This is a genomic window from Acidicapsa borealis, assembly GCF_059115245.1.
Window position 1 is genome coordinate 1090166 of sequence record NZ_JCACNY010000001.1, and the last position, 23517, is coordinate 1113682.

Genomic DNA, 23517 nt, shown 5'->3' on the forward strand with positions numbered 1-23517 from the left:
AAATCTACCGTAGATCACCTTACCGGTCTTCGGTCTGCGATTGCCTCATGGCCAACGTAACAGCTTTCCCTAGATATGGGCAATGAGCACTCAGCAAATCATGTCCATGGCAGGTACACCTCGAGAGGACCACTTCCAATGACGCAGCACAGACATCTGATCGCTCCATGGCTATTCTTGCTAGTCATCTTGACCTCGATCACCTTCACGCGATCAAGTTCAGCGCAGGACCAGACTACAACCGCCACTCTGAACGGAACCATCACCGACACGGCGGGAGCTGTTATTCCCGGAGCGAAGGTGACGCTCACCGCTCCAGGCAGCGGCGTGATCAGAACTCTCACAAGCGACGGGACGGGAAACTTCAGCATCCGCTTGCTCCCCCCGGCAACCTATCAGTTGAGAGCTGAGTCCAAAGGCTTCAAATCCTATCAACAGGAAGGCATCACGCTTCTTCCAGGACAAATCGCCACGCAGGACGTTCAACTGACGGTCGGATCTGAAGCGGAACAGGTGGTGGTCACCAGCGAGGCCCCTCTGCTCAACACCAGCGATGCCAATCTTTCAGCAGAGATCACTTCCAAGCAGGTTCTCGATCTTCCGCTGAACCTGCGCAACGTGTATGGACTCGCGACATTGAACTCGTCGGTGCAGAACAGCTCTGAAGGGCAAAAGGTGAACGGAGGCGGCACGCAGGACACCGCCGATCAGGACATCTCCTTCTTGAATTTCGGCGGAGGTTTCTTCGGCACGACAGCTTTCATGCTGGATGGAGTGTGGGACACGGCTTCCGATTGGGGGGCGGTCGTGTATGTTCCTTCAGTCGACAGCGTTGAAGAGTTCAAGATTCAGACCAACTCGTTCACAGCTCAGTCGGGGTTCAGCACCGGCAACGTCATCAATGTTGTCACTAAATCAGGTACGAATAGGTTTCACGGGGATGCATTTGAGTTTCTGCGTAACGACAAGCTCGATGCAAACTCGTACTTCAATGACTACTATGGCAATCCCAAGCCATCGTTCCGGCGCAATCAGTTTGGCGTTTCGGCAGGCGGCCCACTTTATCTTCCTGGCCTCTACAAGCAAACCGAGAAGACATTCATCTTTGGCTTGTATGAGGGGCTTCGGCAGAGCACACCAGCCACTTTTACCGCGACGGTACCCACGACGGCTTTTCGCAGCGGAGACTTCTCGGCGCTGTTGGGCGCGCAGATTGGAACAGACGCTCTTGGACTGCCGATCCTATCAGGCCAGCTCTACAACCCATTCACTTCGCGAACCCTCGTCAATGGAACTGTGGATGAAGCGACGGGTCGCACAGTGGCCTGTCCCGGGACGCCGGCCACGGCCACCTGCCACTATCGTGATCCATTCGCGAATAACCAGATTCAGAGCGCAATCAACCCTGTAGGCGCTGCGCTCGCTGGCTACTATCCGAGTCCGACAACGTCTGCGCTCTCGAACAACTTTTCCGCGTCGGCATCGGCGCCTGCGACTTCGAACGAATACCTCGTTCGTGTCGATCACAACCTGAGCGAGGCTACTCGCATCTACGGCCGCTGGGCACAGAAGTACGAGTTCAAGACCAACTCCCCGACGTTCTACGGTGCATCCGACCCCGCTGGCCCGGGCAATATACGCCCCAACAATCGCTTCAGTTTCGTGCTCGGAATGAATCACATCGTCAACGCCAAGACGGCGATCAGTGCGAATGCCGGGTTGGCTCGCTGGGCCGAGGCGTCGAATTCTCAGGGATACCCTTTCGACCAGTCCAAGGTTGGACTGCCGGCTTCGCTCAATGCGAACTCACCGATCTTTCCCATCATCAATGTGGAGGCGCAATCGGCCCTTGGCCCAGTGCAGGGGAATCAGGGTGTTTCCTTCCGCAATGTGGGCAGCGCCAGCGCGAATCTTACCCGGAGCAGCGGTCCACACAATCTGACGTTTGGATTGATGGGCGCAATCATGCAGAACAACGGCGCTAATCTACCCAGTACTACGTTCTCGTTTGATCACGGCTTCACGGCTGGCCCGGACCCCAGCGCTACGGCGCAAAACACGGGCTTCGGCTTTGCCTCTCTTCTGCTGGGAACCGCGAACGGAGGATCGACCGCAAACAACTTCAATCCGGCTGTTACCAAGAAATACTGGGGCTTCTTTGGCGAAGATGACTGGAAGTTCAATCGCCGGGTGACGTTGAACCTCGGTCTGCGGTACGAATGGCAGCAGCCGCCGACCGAGCGGCAAAACCGGCAAGCCTACTTCGACTACACGGCGACCAATCCGATCAGCAATGCAGTCGGGTTTACGGTTCCAGGGGAGCTTGTGTACAACTCGAGTGACACAAGAGGTCTGTACAAGACGAACTACAGCAATGTTGCTCCTCGCATCGGATTCACAGCGCAGTTGACCAATCATCTTGTAGCCCGCGGCGGGTACGGCATCTTCTTCGCACCGCAATACTTCGGCGGCGGATACAATCCTGGCTTCAGCCAGAGTACGCCGTACACCAGCAGCGTTGATGGTGGTATTACTCCCTTCACCACACTCAGCAATCCTTTCCCGGATGGCCTGATTCAGCCGACAGGTAATACGTTGGGCGCCCTCCAGGACGTAGGGTTGAGTACCACTGGCGTTCCGCGGAACCGCAAATCTCCTTATGTGCAGCAGTATTCTCTCGGACTTCAGTACGCATTCACCACCAATGACGTGTTGACCGTCAGTTATGTCGGCAATCATGGTACACACATGCTTCTAAGCAGCTTCAATCACAGCGAGATCAATCCCGCTGATCTCTCAGTGGGCGCAGCTTTGTTGAATCCGGTGGCGAATCCTTTTTACGGCAAGATCGCCAATAGCGGCTGTGGGTTGAATCAACCTACCATTCCGCAAGGCCAGTTGTTGCAGCCCTATCCTGAGTACTGCGGCGTCAGTGAGCCACAATCGCCAGCGGGATTCTCGCTCTATAATGCCCTGTTGGCGGACTACAATCATCGCTTTCACGGTGGACTCAATCTGCTCGTCTCATACACCTATTCCAAATTTCTGGATAACGTGTCGGGCACGAACGACTGGTCCTACGTGGGCTCGTCCGGGGTTCGCAATTATTACGATCTTGCTGCGGAGAAATCTGTAGACGGTGGCGACACTCCTCATAGCCTTGTAGTGAATTACATCTATGAGTTGCCGGTCGGCCGCAATCGCAAAATTGCATCCCATATCAATCGCGCCACTGACGCAGTGATCGGCGGTTGGCAGGTCTCAGGCATTACCAGTCTTAAGTCAGGCATTCCGCTGGGATTTACCGGAGGAGGTAACTCGAATCTTTTTGGGGGCAATCAGAGACCGAACGTCGTTGGTAACCCTAACCTTCCGCATCGCAACATTCAGGAGTGGTTTAACACTGCGGCGATTGCGGCGCCTGCACCGTATACGTTCGGTGACGCTCCACGATTCTCTTCAGACGTCCGCGCACCAGGGTTTGACAATTGGGACGCATCCTTACAGAAGGTATGGGAATTGCATGAAAGCCTGCGCCTGCAAGGTCGTGCCGAGTTCTACAACATCTTCAACCATCCCAACTTCTACGCGCCGGACACCAATCTTGGCGATGGCTCGTTCGGGTCGATCAACGCGGCATTCGGAGCGCGTAGTATCCAGTTCGCAATGAAGTTGTATTGGTGATCCGATGCGAAACCAATTGAGTGTGGCCTGTTCTCTCACGATCATGATTGCATTTGCGTGGCACTCAGGGCAGGCACAATGCCTGGAGGCCTTGCTGCAGAGGGCGCAGATGGAGCAGTCCAATGGTCAGTATGCCGCCGCGGCAGATAGTTATGCCGCGGCGACAGCCCGGATTCCGTCGTCGGCGGAGTTGTGGGCAAACCGGGGAGTCATGGAATACCTGGCGGCAAGATTCGACGACTCATCCAATAGTCTCAGGCGCTCATTGAGAATTAAACCTGGTCTGTTCACTCCGCTTCTTTTTCTGGGCAAGCTCAATCTGCAACAAAACAAGCCAGATCTGGCAATGCCTTACCTGAACAGGGCGCACATGGAGCGGCCACACGATATTGAGGTGCTGCTCTCGATTGGTGAAGCATCCGACAAACTCAAGGAATCACGACAAGCGGCAGCAGTCTATGCGGAAGCATCGCTGCTGGCTCCAGCGGAGCCACGTGTCTGGTTTTCGCTTGGTGTTGCGTCGCTCTCACTCATTGAGAGCGACGGTCGAGAGTTAGCCACTGCGCAGCAATCGGTTTGGTCCAATGCGCTTTACGCCGACGAGCTGTTTTCGCAGGGACGAACTGTCGAGGCAAGCGAACGATATCGGACGGCCATGTCAATTGCCTCCCCAACCGAAACGGCCTCTCTGAGCCGCACTCTTGAGATGGTGTTGCAACATCCTGAACTCTTCCCACTTTCGCCCAACGCTCGTTATTCTGTGCAACAGCTAACCGCAGATATAGCCAATCACCAAGATGCTCATACGGAAATCGGGTGCGGCCCAGCTACCGGTCAAGTACGGACTCTTGTCAAAGAAGCCGCCTGCGCCTATTGGGATGAACATATCGAAGACTCGGCGGACGCTGCTGGAAAGGCACTGCAGCAATCCCCGCACGACCCGGAAGCGTTGTATTGGTCGATTAAGGCCAATGAACGTCGTGCAGTTACGGCGCTTGCTCGCTTTGAACTGCTCGCTCCGCAAAGCCCGGCAACTTTTGACATGGTCGGCGACCTCTACCGGCACCAAGACCAAGCGGATAAGGCGCTGGGCGAGTACCAGAAGGCGCTCTTGGTAGATTCTCACGACTCCTCAGCCCTTTTGGGAATAGCGGCGGCGAGTCTAGCTCAGGCAGACCCGACGAAAGCTGCAGAATTTGCAAAGAGAGGTCTGGCTGATCGTCCCAAAGATCCCCTGCTGAATCAACTGATGGCTGAGGCTCTGATTGCGCAGCAACAGTTCTCCGCTGCCCGCCCATTTCTTGAAACATGCATTGCGGTCTCAAGTGAAGTTCCGCTTGCTGTACATGCCATGTTGGGTCAAGTTGACGCTGAAGAAGGCAAGACCGAAGAAGCGATTCAACAGCTTGCGCTCTCACTTCCCAACGACCGCGACGGGAGCCTGCACTATCAGATCTCTCGTCTCTATCGAAAAGTTGGGAGGATCAAGGATGCGGAGATGGCCGAGGCTGGCGCCAAGGCACTTGCGCACCAAGGGCTCGTGAACGCCTCGATCGCCATGCGCGAATCCATGGGCACGAGTCATTGAGGCGAACTTCTCTTCAAATCATGGATAACATCGGACTAACGCACAGGATCATCATGTCTAAGCCTTGTTCCTTACTTCGAAGAATTATTCGGCAATTGACTCTTCTTATGATCGCGACCACTCTGTCGAATCTGAGTCTCCATGCGGAAACAGGAAAGGCCTCCGAATATGCACCTGTCCCAGCTGAAGTGTCCTCAAGCCATTTCACAGTTACGATCGACGGTAGGCAGACTCCTGTCCTGCATGCGGCCGGAGGCTATTACCTACTGAACTTCGACGTTTTGGGTCCGACTGAGATCACGGTCACGGCAGACGATGAACATTACTGGGACCGGGGCGTCGAGATTCAGCCAATGCGCTTCGGTATTCGCCCGGAGCGTCATGGAGCTTCAATTCGTTTCCCTTTGTCCGGTCCTGCTAAGCTGTCCATCACGCGTCCCGGGGACCACTTCGGCGATTCAGAAATGCTCTTCTTGTTTGCCAACCAACCCGATCTCAGTGACATTTCCGCGTCCACTCCAGGTATCCGTTACTATGCTGCCGGAGTGCATCGTGAGAACATCGATGCCCACAGTGGTGATAAGATCTACATCGCTGCGGGGGCTGTCATCTTTGGCTCGCTGAACCTGTGGCAGGTCCATGATGTCCATGTCTGGGGGCAAGGAACAATCGTGTACGACGGCCCCCAGGATCCGAACCACGACGAAGGCTGGATGCACAAGCCGAACTGGCACATCATCGTCATGGACAAGGCAGAGAACATCACTATCGAAGGCATTACTGGCATTGCTCGAAGCCGCACGTGGATGATTCAGATGAAGGACTCCCACAGGATCACCTTTCGCAACATCAAGATCATCGGAAACAGCACCGGCAATGCAAATCAAGATGGCATGGACTGGCTCGGGGGCGGCGATACCCTGGTACAAGACTCATTCTTCCGCGCGGCAGACGATGTCTTCGCGATGTATGGCAACTGGGATGGGTATACAGATGAGGCGTTGACCACCCCGGGACATGAAGTCAACAACATCATCATCGAAAACAGCGTGCTCTCCACCAGCATTTCAAACATTGTTCGAGTGGGGTGGCCCAGGAAGGTCTTTGACAGCCATAGATTTACTTTGCGGAACTCCGACGTCCTGCACGCAGGTATGGGAGCCTGCGGGGTGCCGTTTGCGCTCTTCGAGATCTGGGCAAATCCTGCTGGAAAGGGACTCCACTCTGACTACCGTTTCGACGACATTCGCCTGGAAGACTGGTATTCGCTCGTCCAACTCAGGCAACATAATCCGGGGGTTGAAGATGTGCACTTCAATCGCATCTGGGCCATGGATGGAGCCGGCATGGTTCCGTCTGTGATAGATGGGGATATCACAGGTGTCTCCTTTCAGGATGTTGAATTGGGGATGGGGCAGATAAAAGAGTCAAGAGAGCTTCCGTTGCAACTCAAAGGCGGAGCGAAACTGCCTAGTTTTGAAAACAGTGCGCTGAGCGCCAATTTCACGTACTCAGCCGGAATTCTTAAGCCAGGCAATGACGTAACGTTCAAAGCGGACAGCGGTGCAGACTATCACTACAAGTGGATGTTTGGCGATGGCACAATCGCTTCGGGCGCGATAGTGCATCATGTCTTTTCTGACAGCGAAGGATCATTTTTGGATGGAACCGGCCGCTATCATGTTTTGCTCTTGTCGACCGACAAGAAGGGGCGTGAGGCTTGGGCTTCTCGAACTCTTGTAGTCTCCAAGTCCGTGCCGCTACCCTCAATAGAGACCGATGGATCATCGACGAAAAGGCTTTCCAACGCCAAACAAACGGACTACGGATTCAAGGGCTATCTCCATATCCCAGCTGATGGTGGCTATACCATCACTTTGCTTTCCAGCACGAAAGCGTCCTTGGTCATCGACGGAATTCGAGAAGATGCCTCAAAACTGAGGCCCCAAGTGTGCGGGTCAGCAGGCAGCGCAGTTCAGCGCATACGTCTGAGTTCAGTTTTTAGTCGAGGCACTCACCGTATCGAGGTCTCCCTTGGATCGGAGCCGGAAAATGTTGAATCAGGTGCGCAACTTCTATGGGAAGGACCCGCAATTCGACTAGAACGCATCCCGCTTTCTGCGTTGGAACTCGCCACTCCTTAGGACCTTTTGAGAATCAATTTCGGTAGACTTGATCAATTGCGCGGTTCCTCCTTGAGAATATCGTCCCCGTCGACACGGGGACTTACCGCGTCGCTTGCCGACGCTCGTGTTGAAGTGAACACTGAATGTAAATCCAGGTGCCGATACACTTGTTCTCCTCATGGTTGCCGCGCTCGTGTTGCTCTTTGTCGCTGTCTGCTTGCTCCATTTCACTAGATAGAATCCATGGAAGCGATCTTCCACGAACAATCGGTACTAGTTCTATCTGAAGGGGCTCTGATTCAGGAATGGAGGAACAACAGCGAGGCTGATACGCTGGAGCAATTCTTCTACTGACGAAAACAGGCCAAGTCACTTGTCGAACGATCTGGGCTTGTCTAGATTTAGGCCAGCGATGCTTGTTCCAGCAAATTAACCGGATAAACCTAGAACGTTCATCGACGGCATTGTTCAACTCCGGATGAATGATTTTGCGGGGCGGTCCTGAGAAACTTCCTTTAATACTCAGTATGCAAAACGCTACGTCACCAATGAAACGCTAGGGCGGATGGCGACGCCTGGGCGGAGCGGAACATGCTGACTCTGGAATCAAGGCGGAAGCGCTCTTATAGCCCAGAATCATAGCCTGAACCCTTTGATTAAAGGCATCATATAGATATTGGGCAGTGAGAGGTGGCGACATGACGAAAAAATCGAGGCCGCTGGACGGAGAGTCATGGTCCTGGACGAAGTCCAGAGGATGGTCGTAGATCCCAATGAAATCATTTCTCTCGTTTACGAAATGAACGTCCGGCGTCAGGAAAAAAACGAGGTGGACTGGGTTACCTACATGGCAATCCTTTTCGATCGTTATCCGGATGAAGCTCCCCTCGTATTTTGCATCAATGAGCGGATGCAAGCATTCCTACCCTTGATGGACGATCGACGGATGCACGGCTGGACTTTTGCTGGCCTCGAAGAGGGATGCACCGTAACCAATGAAGCTATCTTCCGGGCAATAGCGAGATGCCCTCTGCGCGCCAATGACGAAGGGACATGGTTCGATCCAGACGAATTTTTTCAGAAAGCGCTTTTAGAGACAGAGCCAGAAGGCCACGCATGACAGTGGCACGAAATAGCAAAGTCACGAGAGTTCGTGCACTGGAATAGCTACTGCTTGCTCTAGCTGTTTCTTGTGGATCGCCGCTACGGCTGTTCTGACCATTTTGGGCATCGGATCTCACTTGAGCAACGACATTTGCTTCCGTTTTGCCAGCGCGGTTCCATACGCAGAGCCGCACTAGTCGGCGAGTCGGGATGACATCTGTCACAGCTTCATCGACCACTACGTGGAGTCAGGGCTCCTCGGTCAGAGCCTTGGTACATTGAGCGATCAATTCATTGAAGTCGTACGCATCTTCGCGCAACAGACCTTCCTCAATCATGGATTGATAGTCCTTGCGCAAAGCATCAAGATCAGCTCCATTCGGAATTAGGAGTAAGCTCCCGCCAACCGCAGGAGCGTAGTCGATTACATTCCCGTCTGCTGCCTTCATCCGAAAGAACATTGCTTTGTGTTTGGCTGCAGTTTCGGCGACCTCTTTGGCTGCGATAGCCTCAGCGACGTAGCCTTTCTCCCTTAGGCGGGCTAGGTCATAAAGGTGGCGGGAGAAGCGTTCCGCGAGCTTCTCTTTCCCTTGTAGGCAATAGACGTGAATCGCTGTAGCTTTCTCCCAAAAGATGCGACTGATCTCCATGGTGCGTGGCGTCGCAGTTGGAAAGAGTAAATCCGGAAGAAAAGGTGCCATATCGCACACTACTTGGTGGGGAGAAGCTGGCTCTCCCGTTGATCGACCTCCGAACTCCAGTCTCACAGTAGGTGCAGCATATCTAGACGGCGCAACCGCCGGCGGATATTCGATGAGAACGGTGTCCGATTCGTGTTGGAAATTGAGATCCGCATATCGGGATAGTTTTTCCATAAGGAGCGGAACGATCTGAGTCTTGATCCACTCAGGAAGCCGTTCCTCTCTGATGAGCGTGCTCAATTTGCTTTATTGAGAACGGTTTTCTGGGATAACGTCAAGCCTCTCCATGGAATGGGCCTTCTCATCCGGAGCGAGTTCCCGGATGTCGTACGTGAGATCGACATCTTCTGAAAAGCGGTCGACGACGCGATGCACTTTGGAGAGACCAGTGCCGCCTTTGAAGACCAAGTGCGGTCCGAACTTTGAGGAATAGAGGACGTCGAGCGCCTGTACCACCCAGACGTCCTTTTCAAGTAGATTGGCCGGTCTACCGATCTGCGAAGCTGCAATATTGAGAGCTTCTCGCCGATCGGGAGGGGACATTGCCAAAAAACTCTCAGGCATGGATCTGCCTGCTTAGAGGCTCGATCATCCAAACCGGCAAGCGGGAGCCGTGCTCGACAATATTTTCCAGTTCTGAAGTCAAAATTCTATTTGAGAGCGCAGCCAGCGTCTCGTGGACTCTGCCGGGGCCTGCCCACACGAGAGCGCGCACCACATCGCCCTCGACTCCCGAACCGAGTTGCCAGCTAGGAGCATGCTTCAGCTCCACCTGCTGTTTGCCTAGATGGAGTTTTCGGCTCCTCCCAGAGGTGAAGTAAATCGACGTCACTGGGACCTGTGTCGTCAGCCCCAAAGCATTTGCCACAGTTGCAGGCGATGACGTGATCGTTTCGCCCCTTTGGGAAGCAAATGCTTCCACCACATTTTCTGGATTGGGTGCGCGCTTTCCGAAACGACTTTCGACCGGCAATACATATAAGCCTCTCCCCATACGGAGGAGTTGACCTCGTCGATGAAGGCGAGACAGAGCCTGGTCAATGCCGGCTCTATTACCGAGTCCAAGCAGCATCTTTGCGGAAACGGGAGTTCCCTCAGGCAGTCTCTCGACCTTTCGCATGATGCTGTTCGCCAAGAATTCCATTGAATCACTTGTCAGAAGTATACAGCGACTTCTGACGCTAATACCGCTGGAGAGGATTGAAGGCGACTAGATTTAGGATTTTCCAAGATCCAACAGAAGGGAAGAGAACTTCGCAAATGCCAGGGGCGAAAACCTTGATCCAGCCAGAGGCAAATCTCTGGAGACGATTTTGGCGGGAGCATCGGAGCTCCGGTCTGTAGATGAAAGCGTCAGGGCCGATCCCCCACGGTCGGCCCACACCCACTGGTTATAATTTGGTAGCAATTTGGTAGCAAATATCGCCGATTAACCCGGTTTTACCGATTTTTCCGGCTTATAACCACTTTAGAATCAACAGTCGGCCGGTTAGGTGCTACCTTGACACGGTAGAGGTCAGGAGTTCGAGTCTCCTCGTGCCTACCATATCAAACCCTTGAATTAACAGGGTTTATAGACCAGAAATCATAGCTTATAGAGACTTCTTCAGGACACTGAAAAGGCACTTCCGCAAATATACAGTGCTCGTCGAGTTTGGACCAACAAAAATGCCCCCGCTGATCGCGGAGGCATTTGGCGTTATAGGCAAGTTAACTGGCGCGGGGCACAACGAAAAGAGATTGGATATGGTTCTGCGCGAGGCGCTTGGAGTCCGGATATGCCTGCTGGTAGATGTCCAAGGTTGTTGATGACTTAGAGTGGCGCATTAGCTCCTGCACCACCTTGATCTTCTCGCCCTTCTCCGCCAGCAGACTGGCGAAGCTGTGTCTAAAGGTGCTCCAGCTTACAGCCTTCTTGATTCCGGCTGCCTTGGCAGCCGGATGGAGATGCCTGGCGACTAAAATGTCGAACCACACCGGAACCTCACCGTTCCGTTGCACGGATGCGAACACCCAATCCTCGTCCGCTCTGTAGAGCGACTGTCCTCGCCATTCAACAAGGGCATTCGCCAAGTCCTGTGAGAACGGGATGCCCTTGCGGCTGGCCTCCGTCTTCAGCTTGGTCGTGTAGTTCCCGACGATACCTCGTGAGAGGTTCAGCCACAGGTTTGAGAAGTCGAAGTCAGACCATCGAAGGCCGCGAATTTTCGATCGTCGGAGGCCGGTGGAAGCAGCCACCAAAATCGCCGTGCGGACAAGTGGGTCTGCGACATGATAGATGAGGTTCTGCATTTCCGCTAAGCTCAAGACGACTGGCAGCTTGGCGCGTTTGGGCGACTGGCGCACATACTCCATAGGGTGATTTCCCGTCATCTTTCGCCATCGAAGTGCATGGCTGAACAAGGCCGACATCTGGTTGCGCAGCTTCGACTTCGTGGCGGGCATGTAGGGCTTGGGTGGCTTCGACTTGTCCATCAACCCTGACAGCCACTCTTCGATCTCTGCACCAATGATGTCCGTGAGAAACCTGTCGCCCCAGTGCGGGATGATGATCGACTGCATGTTATGGAGATACACGTCGATGGTTGTCGGAGACCTGTCCCGCTCTTCGCTCCAGAGCTCATGCTCTTGAAAGTGACCCCAGAGCTCAGAGACCGTCATCGCCCAACGCGGTCCTCGCCAGAGTTGATTTGCGTACGCAGGTTTTCTACAGCCTTCAGCGCTGCGCTTTTAGTCTTGTATTTGGTTACGATGCCGACGACCCTCTTGCGCTGTATGCGCTCGTCGCCTCTGACCTCACGCCAGCGGAAGATCCAAACATCCGGACCTTTAGCGCGGGCGGCGCGTTCAATTGTTCCTTGCTGATAACGAGATGAAGTGATGGACATTCTATGTCTCCACCACTCGGTCGGGCTGGCAAGACGAGTTTATCAGGGATCCGGCAAAGGCGACCAGGTCAGATGCCCGGAAACGCCAGTGTTTCCCAAGACGAAGTGCTGGTAGCTTACGTTCCCTAGCCATACGAAGCACTGTCTTTTCGTGAATGCCGAGATACAGCCCAGCATCACGCGGGTGCCAAAGTGGCTCCGTGTTGAGCGTCGCAAGGCGCAGCGAGGTTTCAAGGAGCGGCTGAGTGTCTGTCATAGTCAGCAGGTCCAGTTAAAACTTTGTATTCCGCGTTGAATGAAAGGAAGACTGAAAACTTGGAATCCCGTCATGTTGATCATGCAGCCTTGTCCTCGTCGGTGCGAACCGTCTCGCACTTAGACCTTTGTCCACTGCGTGCCTTGCTAGTCGTCCTCCCATGGGGCAGTGCGATTGGCCGCCACTTTTTGCTGTCAAATGACTCAACGGAGTCCCAAAGATCGCGAGTGACAGCCTCGAAGGTTCCGCGCCAAAGCTCCGGCATTGCGCCCATGTCCCGCGCCGAAACAGCCAGCCCACTCGCCATCCGTGGTTCCATCCCACTCAACTCCTGCAGATCCTTCCAACTGTGCGGAGCAACCGAGGCCCTCACTCCGATCCGAGTGGGGCTGACCCCATAGAAAGCCATTCCTTCGATGTCCTAAGTTACCGGACCCCTATCAGTCATAAATGTTTTCAACACAGTCCTCTCCCAATACTGGTGTAAGGAAAACCAAACAACCGGTCGCTCATCGGCGGGTACCCCGGCTGTCGCCGGCCGGATCATTCCTTCCCTCAAAATAGAAGCGAAGCCTCGAGGGGTTGTGTAGTGCCATGCAAGGACGGGTGACGGCCTCGCCTTCAGCCCAGACTTACGCCGGCTGCCCACTTCGTTCTGCTGCTTCCTTCTCAAGATCCGGGAAGGGGGTTACATCGTGACGTCGAGTTGTGTTTTCTTGCAGAAATTCTCGAACCAGCTACTCCATGTTGGCAGCTGGGCGTCGCATGCCGTAGATAGCATGCAGAAGGAAGCGGCCTGATGGCTTTTCGTTAGTTTCACTTTCCTGCTCTTCTGGATCGGTAGCCGACGCCTGGCAGCACATGATGTATACCTCAGACGCCCCGACCGTCGGGCAACCCTCGGAAGGCTAGGTCATGTGGAAGCAAGCTCGGCTGCGATTAGAAGGACTATCCGATTGACTTGGGGGAAAGACTCTCATACGACCATGAATAAGCTCTCGATGGATTGCGTCCGAGAGCTCGTGTTTTGGAGTAGTTATCGACCGATATGCAGCGATGAAAGTCCGGATCAACGGAATCGAAGTGTCTCCCGTGAGCCCGGGAGGGATTCAATGCATGGATATCGAGATCTGTCCCGGCGATGATTACGATTGGGCTCGCAAGCTGGTGCGGAAGTATTGGGACCGCAAATACATCACCTTCTGTTCAACATTCACTTTGCCGGAAAGCCTCTCGCACCGTAATTAGGTTCTGGGTATTCGAAGAGAAGTTGCGGGCCAACTAAGGTCGCCTTCAGGCCCAAGTACCGCAGCGTTGACGAATACGGTGTCCTCATTACTGGTCATCCCGTGGCCGCCGTGTATATGGCCGAATACATGGAGGCGTGGTTTGACTCGGCTGATGGCGTCTAGGAGTGCGATGCAGCCTGCATGAGAATCAATCACTGAATGTTGGTCGACGATTCCAAACGGCGGGGTGTGGGTGACAATTATGTCGGTGTCTTCTGGAATTTTGGAGTAGAGCTCCCGCCGAGCTCTTTCGGATGGCATGGCGAAAGCGCCGCCTACGGCTGAGGTAACAGGTGATCCCCAGATTTTTAGACCCAGCAACTCGATATTTTCATTGATGAGAAGAGCGGCGTTTGAGATCAGGCTTCGCTTCGATGGGTCAGATGCCAGGAAGAATTCATGATTGCCTAGCACGACCAATTTGAAGCGGTGAGGCAGTTCACCTAGCCACTCGTTGAAATCTAGAATGGCCGCAGCGCTTCGACTGAATATTGTGAAGTCGCCTGCATGAATTAGCAAGTCGCCCGGAGGTATATCCAACTCGAGATGCAGTTCGTGAGTATCAGCCAGCATCACCATGGTGACGCTGTCATGTTGCGAAGTTGCTTTTTTCGTTGTCATATCAAGATCTACATCGCCCAAGCGTCCGAGAGGAAGATTGCGACAATTTTGAGTCAAGAAACTTACGGCACAGAATAGTGATGGCTTCCGCAGCTTCTGCATCAACTACCAAAGTTTGATTTTCATTCTAAGATATGTCCGTGAGATGCACGTTCTCCTGCATTCGGCCTCCTATCGTGCACGATTCTGTAGGACGTACAGCAATAAAAGGAAGGCAATCTCGCGCTAAGTTACCTACGACAGAGTGAATTGTCTAACGGTGACGGCATCGGCGAAGGAGGCGAGGTTGAAATGGCCTCCTGAGCCATTTCCGGGATCTTCTCCTGGAACTTGGCCGCGGTTTCTCCTTCGTAGGCAGCCAGGTTCCGCTCACTGTGGGCGATCGAACGTTCTAGATCGATCTGCTCTTCTACCACTCCCGTCTGCACCGCTTTTTTGTCTTCGAACTCAAGTTCAGCGATTTCGAGCCTGAGTACGGCGGCAAGCTGAGCTTCTACCTGTCCGCTGTGAATTGCACGATGCGAACTCCGGTCGAGGGGCCGAGCATCGGGGTTCTGCTGTGCGAGAGCCGGAGCGGTCCCTTGGTGGGGTTTGCTCTCGGAAACATCAACCAGCCCATCGGGGTATCCACCTATCGATTAACCCGCGAGTTGCCGGTGGCAATTCAAGATGAGCTGCCCACGGTAGAGGACCTCCAGGAGGTCGTAAACAAGCGGAGCACAAAGATAGAGACGTTGCGGAAGGGCCGAGCGATGGGGAATAACACCCTCGGAATCGCTAGAAAAAGCGGATTCGCCGAGGTCAACCCATTTTGCAGCATTCTGCTGCAAATGGGATTTGAACACTCATCTCCCTCGTGAAACGTTTCGCAACCAGGCAATGAAACGAATTCAGATACAAGTATGAGAACGTCCCTGGCCCTGATCTTTTCGGCAGACGAATCACTGCCTAACCGCAATGCTGCATTCGCGAGTTGCGGGAGATGGTGCTGAATTCTGCCGTGTCTGAGTATTCCAAGCGAAACTATGCCAAAGCGCGATGAAGCTGATCGCACAAGGTGGTAGAAATTACCACTCCAAGCCAGCGCCATGGAAGGGGAAGTATGAATAGTGTGCGACTGATTGTCGATACGCTAGATAGCCCATTAGCGAGTGCAGGCAACGACCTCAAGCTCGATACCGAACATGGCAAACGCCGGGCTTGCAAGGGAGAAAAGGCTTACACACCCGATCCTCTCACAGAATGTACGGAATCAAAGTCGGGCGACCGCATTGGTCAGATCGCCCATCCAACTTTGGCCAGCCTGAAAATTAAGCTCAGCTTTTAAAGATTTACTCAGAACTCACTTCTTCATCTTCTTGGATATCTACCATCGCCGCCGGCAAACCATGTCTTCGATTTGTAAGGTAAAAGAGCAGTTCGACACGACTGGAAACGCCTAGTTTCGCAAAGGCACGGAACAGATAATTCTTCACGGTGTGTTCACTCAATCGCAAATCGTTGGCAATGGTCTTGTTGGTCTTCCCCTTGGCGGCGTGCTTGATCACTTCCAGTTCCCGCGTCGTTAACTCCGGTAAGTCACCCTCGGAAACAAGATTTGCAGGGAGCACCGTCCTGAAAAGCTCCAGAAGAGAGCCGGTCTCCTCTCTGCCCGCCCAGATAAACCCCTTGCGCACATGTTCGACGCAGTCGATGAACTCGGGGACAGGTTGTTGCCGGGAAAACACCCCCCGCGCCCCCGCGCGAAATGCATTAGCAAGCGATTCCTGAGACGGATCATTCAGCAGCAGAATGATGTACGTCTCTGGATGGGCGCGATAGACAGCCTCCGCCAGTTGAAACCCCGTTCCCAACCGGGCATTAAGATCAGCGGCTATCACCACCAGGTCGACTTCGCCCGTTGATACAGCGCGCAGCAAATCGTTCGGCAGAATCGGTACGGCCTCAAATCTGCTGTCGCTCACAAGCGCATGGGCCAGCAACCCGCTCGCCATCGAGTCGCGATCCACGATGAGTACTCTATATAGCAAATCCTCATCCTTATTGATCTTCACGATTTTCTCTTCCTTACTCAACTTCAGCGAATTCCAATGGCCACCTGCCTCCGGTCTGGAAATAGCAGTGTGTGAGTTTGGTGAGGAACCTTGCATGCGTTCAATCTCCTGTTCGCTTCAGGAACTTTGCCTGAAACGACAATCGTGATGGCGCGGTTATTGAACACGTCGACATGCCTGCGCTTCAAGCGCAAACTTCAAATCACCACACTGACTGGGGAGGTCAATGCGCGGAACTCAAGGCAGTGCTACAAGAGTCAGTGTCTTCTATAACTTTACCCAAACAAAAAACAGGGCGTATGTCTAATTATCTTTACCATAACTGTAGACGGCAACAAACACTCATTTGAGGGTTTTTTTCAACAATCATACTTTCGTCTCTAGTACGCATAGGAATCTCCACCCCGTCGTCAACCGGCCATCCCTCACCACTTCGGGCCCCCCAAGAGACGTTTCGATGCGAAACAGGCTCCAACTCTCTCCTCAAATTTTCAAACTTTCGACGGCTTGCGACGATCGCCGCGGAATTCTAAGCTCAGCTCAACTATGAGTACGGGTCCAATTCTTGAGCGCGCTCTGTATCGACGCGCAGCCATTCGGTACAAGTTGCATCTGCCCGTCATTTTTCATTGGAAGGACGGAGCTGAAGAACACACCGAAGGCGGCTTCACCAGCGACGTAGCTCTCGATGGCGCTTTGATTCTTAGTAGCAAGTGCCCCCCGGTTGGCTCCGCCGTTCGCATCGAAGTTCTCATTCCGTCCCCCGATCAAAGCGGCGAGGAACTTCGCATCGAGTGTGTCGGTGTCGTGACACGAGTCGTAGAGCAGCCCGGATGTCGAGCTTTTGGAGTGCACGGGATCTTTGACGACGATCACCTTACCCGCCAGATTCTGTACTGACTTGGCGATAACACTGGGGCGCTTGATCGACCGCGCTGCCTGACTTTCGGCTACACAGCAATAAGGTAACGACATACTGTTATCTGGCTAGGATCGCAGTTCGAAAATGCTGGTGCTGTTATAAAACCACTCCGGCTCATCGGGGGGCGTATAACATCCACTGTGACTCATTCCTCGTATACAACCGGCAAGAACGGAAGACAGTCCTGGGACTGAAAGGGCGAAGCTATGTCAGCTCTCGGCTCCTGACAGTACAGAAAGTTCCTTGACGGCCGCTACGCTCTGAGGGATCGAACTATGGATTATCAAGATGAGAGCTACACCCCTGGCTCTAGGTGGTTTGCGGCCTGGACGCGTTCACGGCAGGAGAAAGCGGCAGCCTCTCTACTCCAGGCTCTCGGCGTTCCACACTTCTTGCCCCTGCAGTCGGAAATCCGCCAGTGGAGCGATCGAAAACAGACCGTCGAAGTACCTCTCTTCAGCGGCTACGTTTTTGTTCGGATCGACCCATCGCAGGAGAACAAGCTGCAGGTTCTGAAAACCCCAGGCATTGTAGGTTTGGTGGGAAACCACCAAGGCCCTGTGCCGATCCCTGATCGGCAAATCGAGGATATCCGAATCGTACTCGACCGACGCGTTGACTGCCTGGTACTCCCGCCACTAGCCGAGGGAGATCGTGTCCGAGTAGTCCGGGGAGCCTTGCAGGGAGTGGAAGGTAAACTCCTCAGGAGCAATTCCACCTTGCGGCTGGTGATCTCCATGGAGATGATTCATAAGTCACTCGCAGTAAGTGTCTCGCGTCAGGACGTTGAAGTGATTGGTCGATGCGCAGCCTGACATATCGAAGTTATATAAGTTGGCAAATTCACCGTTCCGCAACACGAACTTCGCTCATGCAGCTTCAGCGGAAATCATCGGTCACTCTAATTTGCACTGGAAGGTATCACCATGGACAATGAATTAACTATTCAGGGCCTCTTGCTCATCCTCAAGCGAAGGCGATCGGTGATTCTTTGGTCGATCTCCATCTGTCTTCTTATGGGTGTGACCGTTTCAATCTTCCTCAAGCCCAGATACAAGGCATTGGGCGAAATCGAGATTCAAAAATCAGCGACTGACGGCTTGGGTTTGCAAAATCTTACCAGCCCCAGCGAAGGTCCGTCGGATGCTTTGGACGCCAGCATCACCCTGCAGACCCAGGCCAAGATCCTAGAGTCGGATAGCCTCGCTCTGAAAGTGGTCAACGACTTGAATCTTGAAAGCACCGAAGACTTCAAGCCCATCTTTAATCCGATCAGCTGGGTTCTCGGCCTGCTCACTCCTAGCGGAGAGCAGGACGCGCCCAATACCTCCCTTGACAACGCACCGCATCGAAGAGACCACGCAGTCAAAGTCTTTCAGAAACATCTAAAGATCAAGCCGCAGTCTGGCACACGGCTGATCGATATTCAATACACGAGTTCGGACCCCAGGATAGCGGCAGCAGTTGTCAATGACGTTGCAAAATCACTGGTGGATTACACGCTCAACAGCAGGTATGCAGCGACCAGTCAGGTGTCTGGCTGGCTGGCCGGCCAACTCGGAGACATCAAGAAGGAGGCAGAAAAGCAGCAGGGCAAAGTGGAAAAACTGCAACGGGAATCAGGAGTCTATAGCCTCGGAATCTCCGACGCCCAGGGCAAAGAGATCGCCTACAGCGCGACGTTGGACCGTCTGCAGCAATCGACGCAGGCTTTGGCGGCAGCTACTTCCAGCCGGATCCTCAAGGGCGGACTCTACAAGACAGTCCAGAATGCTGATCCGGAATTGATTTCCGGCCTTGCTGGCTCCGCACTCGCAGGTGGATCACCGGGCATCAATAACTCCTTCGCGCTCCTCCAGAATCTACGCACGCAGCAGGCCGCACTCGCCAGCCAGGTTGCATCCGATACCTCCAAGTACGGTTCTGCTAATCCAAAGCTCGCCGACGAAAAAGCGAGCCTGGATTCGATCAATGTGCAAATTAAAGACGAGGTAAGGCGCATCGGTGAGCGAGCTGCCAACGATTACAAGGCAGCTCAGAATGTCGAGGACAATCTGCGCGGTGTCTACAATCAGGAGCGCAAGGAGGCTGACAACCTCAACGATAAGGCCATCGCTCTCCTCATCGCCCGCCAGGAAGCAGGCGACGCGCGAAATCTTTACCAGACACTCTACTCGCGCCTCAAGGAAGCCGGCGTCATCGAAGGCCTTCGATCCTCAAATGTGGCGGTCGTGGACGCCGGGCGAGTCCCGTCGAAACCGCTCCCCGATATTCTCATCTGCCTCGCCGCATCTCTGCTCCTGGGTGGATTCGTCGGAACTTTCTGCGCCCTCTTCACTGAGGCAACTAATGACCGCGTCGAAGCCATCGCCGCAGTCGAACAATCCCTCAATGCACAGGTTCTCGCCGTTCTACCCCTGACCCAGCAAAAGGCATCCACAGGAGCCTTTAGTCAAATCGCGGCTCGAGTGCGCGGACGGTTGGTCGGTAGCAATCAGGATCACGACTCTACGCGATTGGCAGTCATGGACGGCCCCAATACAGCCTACGTGGAAGCCCTCCGCGGTCTGCGAACGTCGCTCCTCTACCCGCGCGGCGGCTCCCCGCCAAAAACGATCCTGATTACTAGCGCCGCCGAGCAGGAGGGGAAAAGCACGCTGAGCCTCAACCTGGCAGCGGTGCTCGTCCTGAACGGCTCCCGGGTTCTCCTCGTTGATGCGGACATGCGCAGCGCCGGTCTATCCGGTTACATCGGATTCGAAAGAAAGCCACATGGTTTGGTAGATCACGAAACCAAAGGCTTGAGCGATACACTGTCCAACTCAAGTGAAGTCCCCAGGATGGTAATACCATTTCCGCAACTGCCCAAGCTTGAGGCTCTCACCGCAGGCTCAGAGCCTACTTATCCGTCGGAGTTGCTGGGCTCCGAAAAACTCAAGGCAAATCTCACGCAGTGGTCCTATAGCTACGACTACGTCATCATCGACAGTCCACCCGTCCTTGCCGTCGCCGATGCGCTCATCCTGGCCCGGCTCGTCGATACCACCGTGCTCGTAACACGGCATGGCCAGAGCACCCAGAAGAGCCTGGAACGTGCCTACCATATGCTTCGCGATGTCGATGACAGCCACGTGGTGGTAGTTGTGAACGGCGTACACCGCAACTCCGCTTCCTTCAACGAGTTCTACGGCTACAAAGGCTCCATCTACTACAGCGAGGTGTGACATGAAATCCTTCACCATAAGTATCCTTGCCTTGGCGGCCGTGGCTGCGTCTGCATGCATGGCTCAAGCCCCCCCTCCCTCAAATAGCCTGCTCATCAGCCCTGGAGACAGTCTACACATCTCCATCCTTGATATGCCGGAGATGGACCAGCACGCTCGCGTCACCGACGTCGGCGATGTTCCCATTCAGGGTATCGGCAACGTCCGTGTAATCCAGTTATCCCCGTCGGAAGCCGCAGTCGCCATCCACAATCGCCTGATCAGCGCTCACTACCTCAACCATCCTGAGGTGTCTGTCGTCGTCGAGCAATACGCCACACAAAGCGTTACCCTCATCGGCGAAGTCCGCACGCCAGGCAGATACACCATAGCGACGCCCCTGCCGATCCTGGACGTTATCGCCCTGGGCGGAGGTCTCGACGAGATCGCCGATCGAAACATCCTGATAGAGCGCCACGGAGATCAAGACCATCCCATTCCTTACAACGTCAGTAACAACGCAACCCAGGCTCTCCGGGAGCAGGTCATGGTCAGCCCGGGAGATACAGTAGTAGTCCCCAAAGCGGGCATCGTCTATGTTCTCGGCGACGTCAATCGGCCGGGCGGATTCACCATGAGCAACAATGAATCCAAAATGTCGCTGCTCGAAGCCTTGTCCAACGCAGGCGGTGCCGCCAAAACCGCAAAACTCGGCCACGCCCGTCTCATCCGGAAAGCCGATCACAGCGAAACCCAAATCTCCCTCGGTGATATCCAGAAAGGTAAGCAGCCCGACTTTGCGCTGGCAGCAGGAGATATCCTCTATGTTCCCTTTAGCTACGCCAAGAACCTGCTAATCACAAGTTCTGCCGGCATAGTAGGTGCCACCGGCGCAGCCGCAATCTACGCAGGCCACTAGTTTCAATACGATCCGGTCGCTCTCGACAATAACATAGCCAAAGATACGTAGCCTGTATTTGAACATTTACGGTCCGGACGGTCTAACTTACTCTTCGCGTCACCGGCTTTTCATAGATATCGCGTTCTACTCAGGGCACAGATCTGCCAGGTCTCACCACGATCTCGTCATTGAGACCGTTATTACTCCCGGATAGCTGCTTACTTCTGAATCGCAGTGTCAGACACGTCGAAGTAATCGTTACTCCGCCCGATGAAGATACACCGTTGACTCTCGAAAGGCTAGAGTATGGATAATGTCTATGCGCTGACATATCACTTCTTGGGAGTAAGAGTCCATGCGCTCACAAAGCATGGCTTATTGGACGCAATACAATCGATCGTTTATTCCCATTCTCAGAACTCCACCATTGGTAATCACAACCTTCACAGCGTCTATCTGTATCATCGGCATCCAGAGATGCAAGGGTTTTATCATCACAATGTCTTCACCCACATCGATGGTATGTCTCTCATCTTGATGGCACGACTTTTGGGTTGTGACTTAGGGCGCTGTCACCGAACCGGTTACCTTGACTGGTTCCATGATTTTCTGGCGATGGCGGAAAAAGAAGCATGGCGAATCTACTTTGTGGGAGGTTCATCACAGGTATCTGGTTCAGTTCCAGAGTTCTTGTATGTCAAGTATCCACTACTGAACATTCGTACTCACCATGGTTATGATGGCTTTGCCCCTGACACAACGGTATTTCAAGAAATCGAGGGATTTGCCCCGCACATAGTACTGGTTGGTATGGGCATGCCCCTCCAGGAAAGATGGATAGCCTACGCCTCCAAGCGCGTTACAACTAAGCTATTTCTGCCCTGTGGCGCCACCATGGACTACGTGGTAGGCGCACAGAAAGCCGCTCCGCGATGGACGGGGCAATGGGGCCTGGAGTGGCTGTTTAGGCTCGTCCATCATCCAAAAGCCCTATTCCGCCGGTACCTACAAGAGCCCTTTTTTCTGCTACCCCTAATCCTCCAATCGCTGTTGAAGGGAGAAAGCCATGTACATACCCCCTGGCAACCATGTCCCCTTGGTGAGTGTCGTGATCCTTTCGCACAGTAGCTCAACCCACCTCATGAGAGCTGTTACAAGCGTCCTGGAACAGAGCTATCCGTCCGTCGAACTTATTCTAGTCACCGACAAGTCAGAATCTCATGTCACGGAGATCCTCGGCGATGTGAAAGTTACACAGGTGCGCATAATCGGCGCACCCGGAAACTCGCCGAACTATGAACCGGAATGCCGCAATCTGGGCGTCCGCGAAGCCAATGGAGATTGGGTAGCATTCCTCAACGACTCAGATCACTGGCTGTCTGATAAACTCAGCCGCCAAATGGCTCTGGTCGACACGCAGGAAAGCAGGAATCTCATCGTCGCCGCAGGCTATATGGAATCAACGAAAGAGAATGCACGTTCGTGTCCAAGACGTGTTCCTCTACCGTCGGAATCCGCAGACACTTACCTTTGCTGTCCCAGAGGCTTCCAGGCTGCTGGAGAACATATTCACTTATCCACGATTCTCGCGCGAAGATCCCTCTTGCTCACGATACCGTTCCTGCCCGGCCTCACATTCAATCAGGAGTTAGTGTGGATCGTAAGAGCGGTCGGCCTCGGTGGTGCAAGTCTTCAAGTCCTCCCCGAGGTCCACGTTATTTCAGCTCCAGACGGTAGTCTCCAGCAACACAACGCTCTCAAGGCCAAAACCTGGCGAACGTTCTTCGCTGCCATCCATGAGAATCGCCTACTCTTCTTACCCAAAGCGTATGCCTATTGCATCGCAACACGTGTTCTGGCTGAAGCAGTCAAGTGTCGGGAACCATTCTCCATCAAACTTCGACTCCTCCGCGAAGTCCTCAAACACGGCGCTGCAACGCCGAAGTGCATCCTCTTGTTTTTCTACTACTGGCTTCTCCCACAACAAGAGCAATCAATTCGCAAAGAAGATATTCGCAAGATGCCAATCCGTTCCTCCAAACAGAGCTCGGAACTGGGAGCAGCATAAGCCAAGTCTCACCGCCTGACATAGGCCCTACGCAGCGAGAAGATTCACAGCACCCCGAGCGGTCCGCACACTCGAACCAATTGCAGTTCACCTGTCTGGCACAGATCGGAAA

Annotated in this window: 19 protein-coding genes, 1 tRNA gene and 2 pseudogenes; 13 read left to right on the forward strand and 9 right to left on the reverse strand. The window is 53.9% G+C overall.

The features are described from left to right. The first annotated feature begins 138 nt into the window (after positions 1–138). From AC5S27_RS04480 to AC5S27_RS04495, 4 genes are all read left to right on the forward strand, one after another. Entirely contained in the window at positions 139–3684 is a 3546-nt protein-coding gene (locus AC5S27_RS04480) for a carboxypeptidase-like regulatory domain-containing protein (RefSeq protein WP_493933368.1), read from the forward strand. Between the two features lie 4 nt (positions 3685–3688). Further along, positions 3689–5272, forward strand: a complete 1584-nt coding sequence (locus AC5S27_RS04485; RefSeq protein ID WP_493933369.1) for a tetratricopeptide repeat protein — start codon at positions 3689–3691, stop codon at positions 5270–5272. Between the two features lie 95 nt (positions 5273–5367). Then, positions 5368–7416 (forward strand): PKD domain-containing protein, encoded by a 2049-nt coding sequence (locus AC5S27_RS04490; protein WP_493933370.1) that lies wholly within the window; start codon positions 5368–5370, stop codon positions 7414–7416. A gap of 715 nt (positions 7417–8131) precedes the next feature. Continuing rightward, entirely contained in the window at positions 8132–8518 is a 387-nt protein-coding gene (locus tag AC5S27_RS04495; RefSeq protein ID WP_493933371.1) for a hypothetical protein, read from the forward strand. 232 nt (positions 8519–8750) lie between these two features. On the opposite strand, the pseudogene AC5S27_RS04500 reads toward AC5S27_RS04495, so the two are convergent. Together AC5S27_RS04500 and AC5S27_RS04505 are read right to left on the reverse strand one after the other, a co-directional pair. Next, a pseudogene (locus tag AC5S27_RS04500) lies at positions 8751–9767 on the reverse strand (nucleotidyl transferase AbiEii/AbiGii toxin family protein). Further along, positions 9760–10347: a DUF6088 family protein gene (locus AC5S27_RS04505; protein WP_493933372.1), complete on the reverse strand. Its 588-nt coding sequence runs from the start codon at positions 10345–10347 to the stop codon at positions 9760–9762. Before AC5S27_RS04505 ends, AC5S27_RS04500 begins: the two are co-directional and overlap by 8 nt. A gap of 309 nt (positions 10348–10656) precedes the next feature. Here AC5S27_RS04505 and AC5S27_RS04510 point away from each other — a divergent pair. Further along, positions 10657–10749, forward strand: a tRNA-Val gene (locus AC5S27_RS04510). A gap of 164 nt (positions 10750–10913) precedes the next feature. On the opposite strand, the gene AC5S27_RS04515 is transcribed toward AC5S27_RS04510, so the two are convergent. The 4 genes from AC5S27_RS04515 to AC5S27_RS04530 all read right to left on the reverse strand — a co-directional run bounded on the left by AC5S27_RS04515 (position 10914) and on the right by AC5S27_RS04530 (position 12666). Further along, a complete protein-coding gene (locus AC5S27_RS04515; protein ID WP_493933373.1) occupies positions 10914–11864 on the reverse strand; it encodes a tyrosine-type recombinase/integrase in 951 nt (316 codons plus the stop codon). Further along, a complete protein-coding gene (locus tag AC5S27_RS04520; RefSeq protein WP_493933374.1) occupies positions 11861–12091 on the reverse strand; it encodes a hypothetical protein in 231 nt (76 codons plus the stop codon). The genes AC5S27_RS04515 and AC5S27_RS04520 overlap by 4 nt, the downstream gene beginning before the upstream one ends. Before the next feature lies 1 nt (position 12092). Beyond that, positions 12093–12347 (reverse strand): helix-turn-helix domain-containing protein, encoded by a 255-nt coding sequence (locus AC5S27_RS04525; RefSeq protein WP_493933375.1) that lies wholly within the window; start codon positions 12345–12347, stop codon positions 12093–12095. Positions 12348–12426: 79 nt separating this feature from the next. Further along, positions 12427–12666 (reverse strand): hypothetical protein, encoded by a 240-nt coding sequence (locus AC5S27_RS04530; protein WP_493933376.1) that lies wholly within the window; start codon positions 12664–12666, stop codon positions 12427–12429. Between the two features lie 797 nt (positions 12667–13463). Between AC5S27_RS04530 and AC5S27_RS04535 the strand changes: the two genes are divergently transcribed. Next, positions 13464–13595 (forward strand): hypothetical protein, encoded by a 132-nt coding sequence (locus AC5S27_RS04535; RefSeq protein WP_493933377.1) that lies wholly within the window; start codon positions 13464–13466, stop codon positions 13593–13595. On the opposite strand, the gene AC5S27_RS04540 is transcribed toward AC5S27_RS04535, so the two are convergent. Beyond that, a complete protein-coding gene (locus AC5S27_RS04540) occupies positions 13592–14257 on the reverse strand; it encodes a metallophosphatase domain-containing protein (protein ID WP_493933378.1) in 666 nt (221 codons plus the stop codon). The two genes, AC5S27_RS04535 and AC5S27_RS04540, sit on opposite strands and share 4 nt — an antisense overlap. A gap of 299 nt (positions 14258–14556) precedes the next feature. Here AC5S27_RS04540 and AC5S27_RS04545 point away from each other — a divergent pair. Beyond that, positions 14557–15117 (forward strand): annotated as a pseudogene (locus AC5S27_RS04545) (PDDEXK nuclease domain-containing protein). A 251-nt stretch (positions 15118–15368) separates the two neighbouring features. Next, the gene (locus AC5S27_RS04550; protein WP_493933379.1) at positions 15369–15584 is read left to right on the forward strand and encodes a hypothetical protein; all 216 of its coding nucleotides are present in this window, start codon (positions 15369–15371) and stop codon (positions 15582–15584) included. 4 nt (positions 15585–15588) lie between these two features. Here the strand turns inward: AC5S27_RS04550 and AC5S27_RS04555 are convergent, their stop codons facing one another. Together AC5S27_RS04555 and AC5S27_RS04560 are read right to left on the reverse strand one after the other, a co-directional pair. Further along, the gene (locus AC5S27_RS04555) at positions 15589–16407 is read right to left on the reverse strand and encodes a helix-turn-helix transcriptional regulator (RefSeq protein ID WP_493933380.1); all 819 of its coding nucleotides are present in this window, start codon (positions 16405–16407) and stop codon (positions 15589–15591) included. Between the two features lie 444 nt (positions 16408–16851). Then, a complete protein-coding gene (locus tag AC5S27_RS04560) occupies positions 16852–17286 on the reverse strand; it encodes a hypothetical protein (protein WP_493933381.1) in 435 nt (144 codons plus the stop codon). Between the two features lie 222 nt (positions 17287–17508). On the opposite strand from AC5S27_RS04560, the gene AC5S27_RS04565 reads away from it, so the two are divergent. From AC5S27_RS04565 to AC5S27_RS04585, 5 genes are all read left to right on the forward strand, one after another. Then, positions 17509–18048, forward strand: a complete 540-nt coding sequence (locus tag AC5S27_RS04565; RefSeq protein ID WP_493933382.1) for a UpxY family transcription antiterminator — start codon at positions 17509–17511, stop codon at positions 18046–18048. Between the two features lie 111 nt (positions 18049–18159). Continuing rightward, on the forward strand, positions 18160–20457 hold the full coding sequence (locus AC5S27_RS04570; protein ID WP_493933383.1) for a GumC family protein: 2298 nt from the start codon (positions 18160–18162) through the stop codon (positions 20455–20457). 58 nt (positions 20458–20515) lie between these two features. Then, positions 20516–21355, forward strand: a complete 840-nt coding sequence (locus tag AC5S27_RS04575; protein WP_493933384.1) for an SLBB domain-containing protein — start codon at positions 20516–20518, stop codon at positions 21353–21355. Positions 21356–21643: 288 nt separating this feature from the next. Continuing rightward, positions 21644–22465 (forward strand): WecB/TagA/CpsF family glycosyltransferase, encoded by an 822-nt coding sequence (locus AC5S27_RS04580; RefSeq protein ID WP_493933385.1) that lies wholly within the window; start codon positions 21644–21646, stop codon positions 22463–22465. A 13-nt stretch (positions 22466–22478) separates the two neighbouring features. After that, entirely contained in the window at positions 22479–23405 is a 927-nt protein-coding gene (locus AC5S27_RS04585) for a glycosyltransferase family A protein (RefSeq protein WP_493933386.1), read from the forward strand. The last annotated feature ends 112 nt before the right edge of the window (positions 23406–23517 follow it).

Coding starts and splice junctions, on each gene's coding strand:
- AC5S27_RS04540 (WP_493933378.1), bottom strand. CDS start 14,257: ATGACAACGAAAAAAGCAACTTCGCAACATGACAGCGTCACCATGGTG.
- AC5S27_RS04485 (WP_493933369.1), top strand. CDS start 3,689: ATGCGAAACCAATTGAGTGTGGCCTGTTCTCTCACGATCATGATTGCA.
- AC5S27_RS04555 (WP_493933380.1), bottom strand. CDS start 16,407: ATGCAAGGTTCCTCACCAAACTCACACACTGCTATTTCCAGACCGGAG.
- AC5S27_RS04520 (WP_493933374.1), bottom strand. CDS start 12,091: ATGTCCATCACTTCATCTCGTTATCAGCAAGGAACAATTGAACGCGCC.
- AC5S27_RS04495 (WP_493933371.1), top strand. CDS start 8,132: ATGGTCCTGGACGAAGTCCAGAGGATGGTCGTAGATCCCAATGAAATC.
- AC5S27_RS04560 (WP_493933381.1), bottom strand. CDS start 17,286: ATGTCGTTACCTTATTGCTGTGTAGCCGAAAGTCAGGCAGCGCGGTCG.
- AC5S27_RS04575 (WP_493933384.1), top strand. CDS start 20,516: ATGGCTCAAGCCCCCCCTCCCTCAAATAGCCTGCTCATCAGCCCTGGA.
- AC5S27_RS04535 (WP_493933377.1), top strand. CDS start 13,464: ATGGATATCGAGATCTGTCCCGGCGATGATTACGATTGGGCTCGCAAG.
- AC5S27_RS04505 (WP_493933372.1), bottom strand. CDS start 10,347: ATGGAATTCTTGGCGAACAGCATCATGCGAAAGGTCGAGAGACTGCCT.
- AC5S27_RS04570 (WP_493933383.1), top strand. CDS start 18,160: ATGGACAATGAATTAACTATTCAGGGCCTCTTGCTCATCCTCAAGCGA.
- AC5S27_RS04515 (WP_493933373.1), bottom strand. CDS start 11,864: ATGACGGTCTCTGAGCTCTGGGGTCACTTTCAAGAGCATGAGCTCTGG.
- AC5S27_RS04585 (WP_493933386.1), top strand. CDS start 22,479: ATGAGAGCTGTTACAAGCGTCCTGGAACAGAGCTATCCGTCCGTCGAA.
- AC5S27_RS04525 (WP_493933375.1), bottom strand. CDS start 12,347: ATGACAGACACTCAGCCGCTCCTTGAAACCTCGCTGCGCCTTGCGACG.
- AC5S27_RS04565 (WP_493933382.1), top strand. CDS start 17,509: ATGGATTATCAAGATGAGAGCTACACCCCTGGCTCTAGGTGGTTTGCG.
- AC5S27_RS04580 (WP_493933385.1), top strand. CDS start 21,644: ATGGATAATGTCTATGCGCTGACATATCACTTCTTGGGAGTAAGAGTC.
- AC5S27_RS04480 (WP_493933368.1), top strand. CDS start 139: ATGACGCAGCACAGACATCTGATCGCTCCATGGCTATTCTTGCTAGTC.
- AC5S27_RS04530 (WP_493933376.1), bottom strand. CDS start 12,666: ATGGAACCACGGATGGCGAGTGGGCTGGCTGTTTCGGCGCGGGACATG.